Annotated in this window: 10 protein-coding genes; 5 read left to right on the top strand and 5 right to left on the bottom strand. The window is 72.1% G+C overall.

The genetic code is table 11. From position 1 onward, the window contains the following. Window positions 1-12: 12 nt before the first annotated feature. Both ACF1BH_RS24205 and ACF1BH_RS24210 read right to left on the bottom strand, forming a co-directional pair. A complete protein-coding gene (locus tag ACF1BH_RS24205) occupies window positions 13-1,251 on the bottom strand; it encodes a hypothetical protein (RefSeq protein ID WP_391645708.1) in 1,239 nt (412 codons plus the stop codon). A 92-nt stretch (window positions 1,252-1,343) separates the two neighbouring features. Next, window positions 1,344-1,499 (bottom strand): hypothetical protein, encoded by a 156-nt coding sequence (locus ACF1BH_RS24210; protein ID WP_391645488.1) that lies wholly within the window; start codon window positions 1,497-1,499, stop codon window positions 1,344-1,346. Window positions 1,500-2,129: 630 nt separating this feature from the next. Here ACF1BH_RS24210 and ACF1BH_RS24215 point away from each other — a divergent pair. From ACF1BH_RS24215 to ACF1BH_RS24225, 3 genes are all read left to right on the top strand, one after another. After that, the gene (locus ACF1BH_RS24215; protein WP_391645490.1) at window positions 2,130-3,086 is read left to right on the top strand and encodes a hypothetical protein; all 957 of its coding nucleotides are present in this window, start codon (window positions 2,130-2,132) and stop codon (window positions 3,084-3,086) included. 209 nt (window positions 3,087-3,295) lie between these two features. Further along, window positions 3,296-4,747, top strand: a complete 1,452-nt coding sequence (locus ACF1BH_RS24220; protein ID WP_391645492.1) for an amino acid permease — start codon at window positions 3,296-3,298, stop codon at window positions 4,745-4,747. Between the two features lie 94 nt (window positions 4,748-4,841). Then, a complete protein-coding gene (locus ACF1BH_RS24225) occupies window positions 4,842-5,711 on the top strand; it encodes a GNAT family N-acetyltransferase (RefSeq protein ID WP_391645494.1) in 870 nt (289 codons plus the stop codon). 29 nt (window positions 5,712-5,740) lie between these two features. Here ACF1BH_RS24225 and ACF1BH_RS24230 read toward each other — a convergent pair whose 3' ends face one another. Beyond that, window positions 5,741-10,081, bottom strand: a complete 4,341-nt coding sequence (locus tag ACF1BH_RS24230) for a molybdopterin-dependent oxidoreductase (protein WP_391645496.1) — start codon at window positions 10,079-10,081, stop codon at window positions 5,741-5,743. A gap of 285 nt (window positions 10,082-10,366) precedes the next feature. Continuing rightward, window positions 10,367-10,990, bottom strand: a complete 624-nt coding sequence (locus ACF1BH_RS24235) for a type III effector protein (protein ID WP_391645710.1) — start codon at window positions 10,988-10,990, stop codon at window positions 10,367-10,369. A gap of 129 nt (window positions 10,991-11,119) precedes the next feature. Here ACF1BH_RS24235 and ACF1BH_RS24240 point away from each other — a divergent pair, with 129 nt between their 5' ends. Together ACF1BH_RS24240 and ACF1BH_RS24245 are read left to right on the top strand one after the other, a co-directional pair. After that, window positions 11,120-11,551 (top strand): Hsp20/alpha crystallin family protein, encoded by a 432-nt coding sequence (locus ACF1BH_RS24240; protein WP_391645498.1) that lies wholly within the window; start codon window positions 11,120-11,122, stop codon window positions 11,549-11,551. Between the two features lie 98 nt (window positions 11,552-11,649). Continuing rightward, window positions 11,650-12,045, top strand: a complete 396-nt coding sequence (locus ACF1BH_RS24245; protein WP_391645500.1) for a DUF2267 domain-containing protein — start codon at window positions 11,650-11,652, stop codon at window positions 12,043-12,045. Window positions 12,046-12,153: 108 nt separating this feature from the next. Here the strand turns inward: ACF1BH_RS24245 and ACF1BH_RS24250 are convergent, their stop codons facing one another. Further along, a complete protein-coding gene (locus ACF1BH_RS24250; protein WP_391645502.1) occupies window positions 12,154-13,329 on the bottom strand; it encodes an Ig-like domain-containing protein in 1,176 nt (391 codons plus the stop codon). Window positions 13,330-13,434 lie beyond the last annotated feature (105 nt).

Below are 13,434 nucleotides of genomic sequence, written 5' to 3' on the forward strand. Positions count from 1 at the left end.
GGCGGTCGGTGCTCAGGCGCCGGTGGCGAGCCAGGCGTACTTGCCGGAGGCGCCGATCGGCAGATGGTCGTGGTGCTCGGGACGGCAGTCGCGGCCGGTCAGATCGCGGACACCGTCCGCCAGCGCGGTGCGTTCCGTGTCGCTCAGCGGCGCCCCGTCGAACGTGGTGTACGCGAGCCGGGCCGGGCCGTCGCCGCCGGTCCGCAGCTGGTGCAGGAAGATCCGCGGGCTGGCGGCGCCCATCCGGTCGTCGAGATCGCCCTGCGCCACCGGCCCGTGCGCGGTGGCCAGCAGCTCCTTCTCGCGCCCGCAGAACCGCACGATCCGCTCCGGGTCCGGCACGCCGCCCTCGGTACGGACGCAGTCCCCGGAGCGGTAACGCACCAGCGGCATGTACGGGTTGCGGATGCTGGTGACGATGAGCTGGTAGATCTCGCTGCCCGGGGCGACGGGGAGCAGCTCGATGCTCATCTTGTCCAGGTGCGGGCGGTAGCGGCCGCGGCGGTCGCCGGAGTAGAGGTAGCCCAGCTCGGTGCTGCCGAAGAGGTCGATGACCGGGCAGGCGAAGTGCTGCGCCAGGAAACGGCGGACGTTCACCGGCGTGTACTCGTACGCGTGGATGATGCTGGCCGGCGGCGGGAACGCGTCCCACAGGCCCCACCTGCCGATCTTCAGCAGCAGATGCGCCAGGTGGTAGCCGGAGCAGTCGAGGTGGTACCAGCCGCGCGGATGCGCCTGCCGGGCCGCGTCGATCTCACCGAGCATCCGCAGGACCTCGTCGCGCTCCCAGCGCGCCGGGTCGAGCCGGAGATTGACGTACGAGGTACGGGGATCGAGCCGCCGGTCGTCGGGGCCGGGGGAGGGGTCGGGCGCGGTGCCGCGCTTGGCGGCGTTGACCCGTGCGACGTGCTCGGTGGCGAGGACGGTGGTCAGCGACACCCGGCGGCAGCCCTCCTGCCAGGTGTGCGCGATGTCCGGGTGCTCGCTCCACAGTTGGTAGTAGGAGCGGAGCAGGAAGTAGGGCGGCCGGATGATCTGCATCCGGGCGTGGTGGGTGCCGGTGGACAGGACGAACTCGGCGTCGCCGTTCTCCAGGGCGGTGGCCAGCGCGGGCGTCATCCAGTTGTCGGGGAAGCCGCGGGCGATCTCCGGCTTGTCGAGCAGCGGGAAGTGCCCCCGCTCCAGCGAGGCGCGGTAGATCGGGATGTCCTTGATCTGCGCGCGGACCTCGGCCGTCGGCTGGCCGTCCAACTCCATTGCGTACCTTCACTCGTGCTCGGAAACGGGCGCCCGGCGGGAGGCGACGGGCGCGGGGCCGTCGCCTCCCGGGGCGGTGGGGGCGGTCAGGAGATGCAGCCGGCCTTGGGGGCGGCGCTGATGCAGCCGGTCTTCGGCGTGGCGCTGACACAGCCGTTCTTGGCCGCGGCGGTCGCGGAGTTGGCGGCCAGCCAGCTCTGCCAGATGTCGTCCTGCGCCATCTTCTTGATGAGCTGCTCCATGTCGGCCTCCAGGGCGTTCGTGGGTGGGGTGGGAGCGGACGGCGCGGGATGCCGTCGCACCACTCGAAAGTAAAAGGATCACCAAGCGAGTGTCAATGAACGGCAATCTGGCGGGCGGGTGAATGCCGCTCGGTGCGCCATCTTTGGCGCAATTCCGCCACTCGGTGTGACGGGAGGGGTGGCGGCGGACCCCGCCTCGCGGGCGCGGCGGGTGCGCGTAGATCAACGGGGTGATGGCCGCGGTGCGTTGGGGGCGTCCGGCCTGCGTGCTCGTCGAGTGGTCCGGCGCGCCGGGGCGTCCGTCGCCGCGTCGGGGTGACGACCTGGTGTGACGCATCATCAGATGTGATGAGTCTGAAAAGAAGCGCATATGCCAATCCGTGGATGCGCTTCTTCCTTGAATGGTGAAGAAGGGTGGTCCGACGGTTCGAAGGGTGACGGGATAACCCCTCGAATGGGTGGGGCAAAAGGTACGGAAGTCGATATACCCGGCGACTATTTTCGCTCTCACTTGGAGGTGAGTAGGGTGTGCCCCGCCACAGCCGGATCGGGGGAAACGATCCGGCTTAATTCGGCGCGTAGGGAATGTGAACGGGGGGACGATGACGCCTTCAGGACCAGGAGGGGCTCATGGCGGCTGGCTCATTCGAAGGGCAGTACGTGTGGAGTCCGGCGGCCAATGACCGGCAGTTGGCGCAGGCGTGCATGGATGTCAGGGCCGGCCGGTACTTCAGCGCACATGAGGTACTCAAAGAGGCTCGGGGGGATTTCGAGGTCCGGGCACACAGGTCGCTGGTGCTGGCATCGGAAGCCGCCGACTCGGATCTGTCGGAACGCTGGATAGCCGAAGAACCCGGCCCGGAAGCCGCGCTCATGTGGGCGCGGGTCGCGATGATCCGGGCATTGCGCATGGCGGATACCGACGACCGGCGGCACGAAGCCCTGGTACGTATCGCGCGGACGGCGGCGGAGCGCGCCGCCCAACTGCTGCCCGACGACCCCACGCCATGGGTCTGCCGGCTGGCACTCTCACGCTTCCAGCGCCCCCGCGACCCGGCGCCGCAGGGCCTGCTCACCGCGCCCACCGGGCCGTGGTACCTCTTCGCCCACATCCTGCGGATCGACCCCTGGCACCGCGAGGCCCACCACCGCTTCCTCGCCTTCTTCTTCAGCCGCAACGGCGGCTCGGCGAGCGCCAGCTGGGATGTCGCCGCCTTCCTGGGGCAGCGCGCCGCGGCCTCCTCGCCGTTGCGGCTGCTGCCGCTGGTCGCGCTGGTCGACGAGTACGATCCGACGGCGCTGCTGGCAGACCGCACCTGGGAGCAGCCGCAGTGGACCAGCACCGCGCTGAGCATCCACCGCCACTGGTTCCCCCATGTGGCCGACTACCGCTTCGTGCCGGTGGTCGACCTCTCCTATCTCGCGCATGCGCTGTTCATGGCGAAGCGTGAATTCGAGGCGCGTGAGGTCTTCACGGCGATGGGGCCCTATGCGGCCCGTATGCCGTGGAGTGCTTTCGGGCCGCCCGAAGAACAATTGACGAAGGCCCGGCGTTCCTGCGGTCTCCCGACCCCCGGAGCCGCCTGAGCGCAATTCCCCTTCTGCTGCGGACACCTGCGTCAGATCCGACGTGTACCGATAGCGCCGAAAGTGCGACTGTTCGCCCCCACCGAAGTCCCCCTATCAGCTCTGTCAGAAAGGATGCGGTAGTGTCCGAACGCATTGCGCCGCCCCGTGCGAATACACCTGAGCCGGCGGATTCCGCAACGCTCGATGACGATGCCACGCTCCATGCGATGGGATATCCGCGGAAACTCACCAGAAGATTCCGCGCCTTCGACAACTTCGCGATCTCCTTCACCATCATCAATATTATTTCCGGGATCTTCTCCTCCTTCGGTTTCGGAATGAACGCGGGCGGCCCGCGGGTTCTGGTGTTCGGCTGGATCGGCGTCTCGATCATGGTGCTGTTCGTCGGCGCCGCCATGGGGGAGATCGCCTCCGCCTACCCCACCAGTGGCGCCCTCTACTTCTCCGCCGGAAAGCTCGCCAAGCGCCACCGCGGCGCCTGGTCCTGGTACACCGGCTGGCTCAACTTCGTCGGACAGGTCGGCGGCACCGCGGCCACCAACTTCGCCGCCGCCACCTTCATCCAGGCGTTCCTCGCCATGCAGTGGCCCTCCTACGTCGCCACCCCGCAGCAGACCGTCGCCATCACCGCCGTGATACTGCTGCTCCAGGCGCTGGCCAACACGTACACCGTGCGGCTGGTCGCGGTGTTCAACCGCATTTCCGTGTGGTGGCTGCTCATCGGCATGGTGGTGATCGTCGCCGCCCTGATGATCATCCCCGGCAGTCACCAACCGGCGTCGTTCGTCACCCATTTCGCCAACAACACCGGTTTCACCAACGCGATTTACGGCGGAATGCTCGGACTGCTGGTCACCAGCTGGACGTTCACCGGCTTCGACGGCAGCTTTCACATGTCGGAAGAGACCGTGAAGGCCACCGTCAACGCCCCGCGCGGGATCATGCGTGCCATCGGCTACTCCGCGCTCACCGGTCTCATCCTCATGCTCGCACTGGTGTACGCGATCAAGGATTACGGCCATGCGGCGAGCGCCGACGCGCCGCCCGTGCAGATTCTCATCGACGCGCTCGGACCGGGCATCGCCAAGCTGCTCCTGCTGATCGTCATCGGCGCGATGCTCTTCTGCGGGCTCGCCAACATGACCAGCAATACCCGGCAGATCTTCGCCTTCTCCCGCGACGGCGCGATGCCCGGTTCCCGCTGGTGGCATTCGGTCTCCGCGCGCACCCGTACGCCCGTCAAGGCGGTATGGCTCGCCGCCGCCTGCCCGCTCGTGCTGGTGCTGCCGGGCTGGTGGTCACACACCGCGTTCACCGCCGTCGTCAGCGTCAATGTCGTCGGTCTCTTCCTCGCGTACGGGGTGCCGATATTCCTCCGGCTGCGTCTCGACGACTTCCAGCCCGGCCCGTGGAACCTCGGCCGATTCGGCAAGCCCGTCGCCTTCATCGCGGTGACCTGGATCGTGATCAGCAATGTGCTGTTCATGCTCCCGCAGGCGTCCCCGATCACCCCGGCATCGTTCAACTACGCGCCGATCGCCCTTGCGGTGGTCCTCGTCATCGCCACGGTCTGGTGGTTCGCCACCGCCCGTCGCCGCTTCCAGGGGCCGGTCAGCTACGGTCGCCCCGACGAGGTCGCCGCCATGGACCTCATCTGACACCCCGTCCGACCCGCCCCGGGGGTACGCGGTGCGCCGGACGGCCGCCGCGTACCCCCGCCGCACACCGGCCCCGACCGAAGGGACGCCCCCGATGCCCACCTCCGGCACCTCCGCCCCCGCACACGAACTCGCCGTGGCCGCCGCCTCCGTGGAGGAGTGGCGGCTCGTCGAGCAGTGGGCGGCCGACGAGGAGTGGAACCCCGGACTCGCCGACACCGGGTGCTTCCACCCCACCGACCCGGCCGGCTTCTTCACCGGCCGCCTCGGCGACCGCACCGTCTCCGCCGTCTCCGTCGTCACCTACTCCGACGACTACGCCTTCCTCGGCTACTACCTCGTCCACCCCGAACACCGCGGACAGGGCCTGGGCCTGGCCACCTGGCGCGCCGCCGTCCCGCACGCCGGGACCCGCACCATCGGACTCGACGCGGTCCCCGCCCAGAAGGCCACCTACGAGCGCGCCGGGTTCGCAGCCGCCTACGAGTCCGTCCGCTACGCCGGGCGCCCCGCTCCGGCCGACGGGCCCTCGTCCGCCGAGCCGTTCACCGCCGGCCACCGGGACGCGGTCCTCGCCTACGACCGGACCTGCTTCCCCGCCGACCGGCGTGACTTCCTCGCCCGCTGGCTGGCCGCGCCCGGCCACACCGTCCGCGTCGTGCTCCGCGACGGCGCCCTCACCGGCTACGGAGTGATCCGCCCGGCCCGCAGCGGACACCGCATCGGCCCGCTCTTCGCCGACACCGCCGAGGACGCCGCCGCGCTCTTCGACGCACTCGCCGCGGCCGCCGGGCCCGGGACGGAGATCGTCGTCGACGTCCCCGAAACGGCCCCTGCCACCCAGGAGTTGGCGCTGGCTCGCGGTCTTGTGCCGGTCTCCCGGTCCACCCGGATGTACACCGGCGCCGTACCGCCCGTCCGGCAGGAGCGGATCCACGGGACGACCAGCCTGGAGCTGGGGTAGGGGCGTCCGCCGCCGGGCGGCGCGGGACGTCAGTAGACGTCGCGGAGGTAGCGCCGCTCGGCGGCGAGGCGGGCGACATACGCGGCCGCGCCGTCCTCGTCGAGACCGCCGTGGGTGACGGCGATGTCCCGTAGAGCCCGGTCGACGTCCCCGGCCATCCGGGACGCGTCCCCGCAGACGCGGAAGTGCGCGCCGTCGGACAGCCAGGACCAGAGCAGTGCGCCGTGTTCGCGCATCCGGTCCTGGACGTAGACCTTCTGCGGCTGGTCGCGGGAGAACGCGGTGTCCAGCCGGGTGAGCGTCCCCGCGTCGCGGAGGGCTTCCAGTTCGGCGCGGTGGTGGAAGTCGCTCGCGCGGTGCCGTTCGCCGAAGAACAGCCAGTTGGGGCCGGTGTGCCCGCGGACGCGCCGCTCCTGGAGGAAGCCGAGGAACGGGGCGACACCGGTGCCCGGCCCCACCATCACCAGCGGCGCCGCCGGGTCGGCCGGGGGCCGGAAGTGCGGGGAACGCTGGACGAACACCCGCACCGGCGCGCCGGGTTCGGCGTCGGCGAGGTGTGCCGAGGCGACTCCGTGGCGCGGTCGGCCGCGGTGGCCGTCGAAGCGGACGACGGAGACCGTCAGCCGGATCAGCCGCGGGTCCTGGAGCGGGCTGGAGGCGATGGAGTACAGCCGGGGCCGCAGCCGGGGCAGGGCCGCGGCCCACTCGGCGGCGGACGCCCGTACCGGATACGCGGCGAGCACATCGAGCGCCTGCCGGCCCCAGGCCCACAGGGCGCGCTCCTCCTTCGCCTCGGGGCGCAGCAGACGCGCCAGGAGGGGGTCCCCGGTGCGGTCGGCGATCAGCCGGAGCAGGTCGGTGGTGATCCGGGTGGGGTCCAGGTGGTGCTCCAGCGCGGTGGCGAGGGGGACGGTGCCGGCGCCGGTGACCTGGACCGGGGCAGCCGGGTCGGCGCCGGTCACCGCCAGCCACTCCGCCACCACCTCGGGACGCTGACGTGGCAGCACGCCCAGCGCGTCCCCCGCCTCGTAGCGGACGGGGACCTCGGCGTCGCGGGTGTCGAGCGCGAAGGACCGGACCTCCTTGCCGGAACCGGGGCCGCTCAGCAGGCGGTTGACGGTGAGGCGGGCCGTGGCGGGGGCGTGGCGGGTCGCGCCCCGGGGGGCCGTGGGCGCGGGCCCGGACCGGGGCTCGGGCGCGGAACCGGCAGTGTCCGGCCGGGGGACGGTCCGCCCGGATCCGGTGCCGCCGGGGCCCGCCCCGGCGGCACCGTCCGCCCCTTCCAACGCAGCCCACACCGCCTCCAGCCAGCCCCGGGCGGGCTCCGTGTCGTCCGCGTCGCACTGGGCGCGGGGGACCAGGCGGTGGGCGCCGAGGGCGGTCAGGCGGTCGTCGAGGCGGCGGCCGTGGCCGCAGAAGTCGTCGTAGGAGGAGTCGCCGAGGGCGAGGACGGAATAGGACCGGCCGTCCAGGCGGGGTGCGTCCGGGGCGTTGAGCGCGGCCCAGAAGCGGGCGCCGTTGTCGGGGGCGTCGCCGTCGCCGAAGGTGCTGGTCACCAGGAGCAGCACGGCGTCGGACGGCAGGGCCGCGGGCGTGCCGTCGTCCATCCGCAGCAGCCGCGCCGGGCGCCCGCGCCCGGTCAGCCCGCGGGCCGCCTCGGCCGCCGCCGCCTCGGCGTTCCCGGTCTGCGAGGCCCACAGCACCAGCACCTCCCGGGCGGCGGGGGGCTCCGGCTCCGGTTCCGGTTCCGGTTCCGGCGGCGTCGTACGGGAGAACGCCCCGGCCAGCCAGCCGTTGACCCACAGGGCGTGGTCCGGGGTGAGCGGGGTGCGCTCCGGCAGTACCGGGGCGCCGGGCGCGCCCGCGCCGACCCCGGCGAGGAATCCGGCGAGATAGCGCCGCTCCGGTTCGGCCAGGGCCGGCGGCGCGATACCGCCGGTGTGGAAGACCTCGGCCGCCACCGCGGCGAGCGGCGACGGGACGGCGGCCACGGCACCGGCCGGACCGGCAGCCCCGGCCCGCCCGCCGCCGACCGCCCCGGCGACGCTCTCGCCCCCGGCCGCTCCGCCGCGGGCCGCGCCCACCGCCGCCTCCGCACGGGCCGCGCCCACCGCCGCGGCGGCCCCGGCACCGTGCGCCGTACCGGGGTCGGCGCCCCGCCCCGCGTCCGCCGCCGTCGCCACCTTCGTCAGCGCCACCGCGCACGCCTTCGTCCCCGGCTGGAACGACACCGGGTCGACCGCGTCATGCGTCACCGCGTTGACGCTCAGATACTCACCGAACAGATCGTTCCGGTGGAACGGTGCGAAGCAGTCGCCGGGCCGGACGCGGTCGTCGACCTTCGCGGGCAGCACCGCACGCCCCCGCCGCGAGGCGACCTCCACCGCGTCGCCGTCCGCGATGCCCAGGGACGCCGCGTCCCGCGGGTGGATCTCCACGAACGGCCCCGGGTCCAGCGCGTCGAGCCGGGCGATCTTCGCCGTCTTGGTCAGCGTGTGCCACTGGTGCGGCAGCCGACCGGTGTTGAGGAGGAACGGATAGCTGTCGTCGGGCAGTTCGGCGGCCGGGAGGAACGGCCGGGCGTGGAAGACGGCCCGCCCGGTGGGCGTCGGGAACCACAACCGGGGGCGGCTGCCGTCCGCCCGCACCCGGGGCGGCTGCGCCGTACCGTCGTTGAGGTAGCGCACCGGGTTGCGGTCCGGCCCGGCCGGATCGGCGCTGGGCCACTGCACCGGGCCCCGGCGCAGCCGCCGGTGGCTGACGCCCCGCAGGTCGTAGCCGGTCCGCGGGTTGTGCGCACGCGACAGCTCCGCGAAGACCTCCTCGGCGCTGTCGTACGCGAACGCCTCCTCGTACCCCATGGCGCGGGCCACGGCGGCGATGATCCGCCAGTCCGGCCAGGCGTCGCCGGGCGGGGTGACGGCCTGTTGCATCAGGGTGAGGTTCCGCTCGGAGTTGACCATCACCCCTTCGGTCTCCGCCCACATCGCCGCGGGCAGCTGCACATCCGCGTACGCCTGTGTCTCGGTCGTCGCGAACACGTCCTGGGTGACGACGAACTCCGCGGCCTCCAGACCCTCGATCACGGTGCGGCGGTGGGCGACCGACGCGACCGGGTTGGTGCACAGGATCCACGCCGCTTTGATCTCGCCGCGCGCCATCCGCCGGAACATCTCGACGGTGCCGGGGCCGCCGCTGCCGGCCCGGATCGTCCCGGGCGGCAGCCCCCACAACTCCTCGGTGAACGCCCGGTCCTCGGCCACCTCCGCCGATCGCTGGCCGGGCAGCCCCGGGCCCATGTAGCCCATCTCCCGGCCGCCCATCGCGTTGGCCTGCCCGGTCAGCGAGAACGGGCCGCAGCCGGGGCGGCAGATCGCGCCGGTCGCCAGATGCAGATTGATCAGCGCATTGGTGTTCCAGGTGCCGTGCGTCGACTGGTTGAGCCCCATCGTCCAGCAGCTCAGCCACGCCCCGGCGGTGCCGATCCACTCCGCCGCCCGCCGCAGATCGGCCTCCGCCAGGCCGGTCAGCGCGGCGACGGTGTCCGGCGGATGGTCCGCGAGGACGCCCTCCATCGCCGCCCAGCCCTCGGTGTGTGCGGCGATGAAGTCCGGGTCGGTGTGCCCGTCCTTCGCCAGCAGGTGCAGCAGCCCGTTGAGGAGCGCGAGGTCGGTGCCGGGCCGGATCTGGAGGAAGAGGTCGGCCTTGTCGGCGGTGGCGGTGCGCCGCGGGTCGACGACGATCAGCTTCGCCCCGGCCCGCACCCGCTCCATCATCCGCAGGAACAGCACCGGATGGCAGTCGGCCATGTTGGAGCCGATCACCAGGAACACGTCCGCCCGCGCGAAGTCGTCGTACGAACCGGGCGGCCCGTCGGCGCCCAGCGACAGCTTGTAGCCGCTGCCCGCGCTCGCCATGCACAGCCGCGAGTTGGACTCGATCCACCCGGTGCGCAGAAAGCCCTTGGCCAGCTTGTTCGCCAGGTACTGCGCCTCCAGCGTCAGCTGCCCGGAGACGTAGAGGGCCACCGCGTCCGGGCCGTGCGTCTCGGCGACGGCGCGCAGCCGCCGGGCGGTCTCGGCGATCGCCGCCTCCATGGCGACCGGCTCGGGTGCCGCTCCGCGGCGCGGGCGGCGCAGTGCCCCGGTGAGCCGTCCCGGCGCGGCCATCAGCTCCGCGCCGGTGGCACCTTTGGCGCACAGCCGCCCGGAGTTGGCCGGATGCGCCTTGTCGCCGGAGGCCCGGCGGACCGTCCGCCGCCCGTCGGGACCGGCCGCCACGTCGAGGACGACGCCGCACCCCACCCCGCAGTACGAACAGACGGTCCGCACCGGCGGGAGGCGACGCGGTTGCGGTTCGGGTGCGGTCATGTGCGGCTCCTCCCGTGCTCGGACGTGGTACGCCGACGACGGTAGGGAGCTCAGGTTTCCCCGGTGTCACACCGGTCGATCTTGTGGCGTTACGCCTCGTACACAGCGGCCCGGCGCCGTCCGTGAGGGGGTATCGCCGAGGTGAGCCCAGAAGGGTCCAGGCACCGCTTGGGGAGGGAGCAGGCCAGGTGGGCCCGCAGGCCGGCCGCGTGGGTCTCCAGGTCTCCCCTCGTGGGCCCGGGGGCGGATGGGGAACGGGTTGCTGTTGCGGGGCGCCGGGCGGGGTCAGGGAGGTGTGAGGGCGTCGAGCCGGGCGGTGAGATCGGGGTGGGCGGCGGCCAGGTGCGGGCGGGCAGCGGTCAGGGGGGCGATGAGGTCGGCGGGATCATCGTGGGCGAGGGCCGCGTGGAGCTGGTTGACCGGGCGGCGGGCGGCGGGGGGAAGGCCGGTGAGTGCGGTGATCTGGCCGGCGAGGCGGCGCAGGTCGGCCGCGTTGCGGCGGGCCCAGGCGGCGGTGGAGCGGTCGGCGGCCCGGGCCTGACGGGTGGCCTGGACACGCTGCTCGCCGGTGGTCCCGGCCGGGCCGGGACGGCCTCGCAGGTAGCGGCGTTCGGCGGCTTGGCGGCTGGCGACGCCGAGGGGGTGGGCGAGGTCGGCCCAGCTGGCGCCCGCGTCGCGGGCCGTTTCGATCAGGCCGGTCTCCCATCCGGCGAGCTGCTCGCGCACCTGCCGCAGCAGCGACAAGGAGGCCAGGGCTTGTTCCGGACCGGGGGCGGGGGCGTTCGGGGCCTTGTGCCGGGCTTCGCGCAGGGCGGCGTCTATGGCGTCAAGAGCTGCCGCGGCGGCAAGGAACGACACCGGACTGTGGGCGTCGGCGCGGGACGGAGACGGCTGGTCGGCCGGGGTCACGGACACCTCCCTCGGGTTTGTCATCAGGCTGATGACATCAGGTTTGTCATCCATTGGATGACATGTTACAACAGTGTCAGTGAGGCGCATTGGCAGTAACTGCCTGAACCTGCTGGAGGTGTTTTCACGATGTTGATGCGCACCGACCCCTTCCGTGAGCTGGACCGGCTGGCGCAGACGCTGATCGGCCCGGGTACCTGGTCGAAGCCGTCGGCGATGGCGATGGACGCCTACCGTGATGGCGACGAGTACGTGGTGGCCTTCGACCTTCCCGGCGTCACCGCGGACGCGATCGACATCGACGTCGAGCGGAACATGCTCACCGTCAAGGCCGAGCGGCGGCCGGTGGCGAAGGCCGACGAGGTGCAGATGGAGCTGTCCGAGCGGCCGCTGGGCGTCTTCTCCCGCCAGATCGTGCTCGCCGACACCCTCGACACCGAGCGCATCCAGGCCGACTACGACGCGGGCGTGCTCACCCTGCGCATCCCGATCGCCGAGCGCGCCAAGCCCCGCAAGATCTCCATCGGCGTCGGATCCGGACACAAGGAGATCTCCGGCTGACGCCGGCCGGACGGGTGCGGAGGGCACCTGATCTCCCCCATGCCCCGCCCTCCGCACCCCATGGGCGGTCCGAAGGACAGGAAGGGGTGGCGGCTGAGATGACTCTGCGACGCGAGGCGTTCCTCAACCATGTGAAGGAACGCGGCGAGTACGGCACCGTGGAGGAAGCCGAGCGCGCGGCTCGCGTGGTGCTGGCCCTGCTCGGCGCGCACCTGGTCGGCGAAGTCCGCGCCCAGCTCGCGGCACGCCTGCCGGAGGACTTCGCGCTGATCCTCCTCAACCCGCTCCAGAGCGCCGAACCGCTGTCGCCGGAGCGGTTCGTGCGGGCGACCGCAGCCTGGATCGAGGGCGCCACCGAGCAGACCGCGACCTGGGACGTCAGCGCCGTACTGTCCACGGTCGCCGACACCGCCGGCGACGACCTGCTGGGGCAGATCCTGCTCCAGCTCCCCGCCGGCTACGACCTCCTCTTCGGTCACCCCGAGCCCCTCTGACCACCAACTCGGTGCCGCACACCGGCACCGCCCCACCCGGACTCCGCGAAAGGCATCGGGGAGTTCCTGAGGGACGGCGCCGGGCCGGATGCGGGGGAGGGGCGGGGCTCAGCCGAGGGCGGAGCGCTGCTGCCACTGCGGCCAGCTCTCCTGCCAGACCTCCAGGCCGTTGCCGACGTCGGTGCGCTCGGTGTTGCTGGTGCCCCGGACCTCGACGGTGGAGCCGACCGGCAGGAAGTCGTAGACCCGCTTGGCGTCCGAGGTGGTCATGCCGAAGCAGCCGTGGGAGTTGTTGACCACGCCGATGGAGTTGTTCCACGGCGCGGAGTGCAGGAACGTGCCGGAGGCGGTGAGGTGGGTGACCCACTTCGCGTCCAGCATCCACTGGTCGCCGTAGCCGATGGTGGAGGAGTCCATCGTCTCGTCGGCGTTCTTGCTGCGGACGGTGTGCACACCGCCGCGGGTGGGCGCCTCGGGCGAGCCGGCCGAGCCCTTGACGGTGCCGACGGCCTTGCCGTTCTCGTACATCGTCAGGGTGTGCGACGGGACGTCGATGACGGCCCGGTGGTCGGCGCCGACGGAGAAGCCGAAGTCGTAGTCACGGACGAACCAGCCGCCCTTGCCTGACGGGACGCCGGTCAGCGCGCCCTTCACGGTGACCTTGGTGCCGGCCGGCCAGTACGTCTTGGGACGCCAGTCGATGCGGTCCTTGCCGGACCAGTCGGTGACCCAGCCCCAGGCGCCCTCGACCTTCGGGCTGGTGGTGACCTTGAGGGCCTTCTCGATCCCGGCGCGGCGGCTCTTGTCGACCGGGTTGTCGAAGAGGATCGAGACCGGCATCCCGGTGCCCACGGTCTGGCCGTTGACCGGGGTGTTGGTGAGCTTGTTGACGCGGTCGGCCTCGGCGGTGGTGAAGACGGACTTCTTGGTGGCCTTCCGCCCGCCGTCCGACGTGGTGTGCGTGGTGAGGGTGTACGTGGTGCCGGGCCGGACCCTGCTGTCGGAGGTCCAGGTGGTGCCGCCGGACGCCAGCTTCCCGGGGACCGCGGCGCCCTTGTCGTCCTTCGCCTCGACGGAGGTGATCTTTCCGCCCTCGGTGCGTATCGCTATCGGATCGCCGAGCGGCGCGGACTTCCCGCCGGCGGCCGGGGTGACGGTGACCTTGGCCGCGGGCTGCTCCTGGGCCTGGGAGGCGGTCGCGCCCGTACCGCACGAGGTCACCAGGGCCGCCGCGAGCAGAACGGGTATCCAGCGGACGGCATGACGGCGTGGTGCGGCGAGCAAGGGTTCCTCCAGAACACAGAGCGCAAACAGTCGGGTGCGGAACGTGGGCACGGTGCACCGTGCGGACGTTCCGCCATTACAAGAGACGGTTTGTCGGCTTCCGTG

The organism is Streptomyces sp. NPDC014733, assembly GCF_043083385.1.
Lineage (GTDB): Bacteria > Actinomycetota > Actinomycetes > Streptomycetales > Streptomycetaceae > Streptomyces.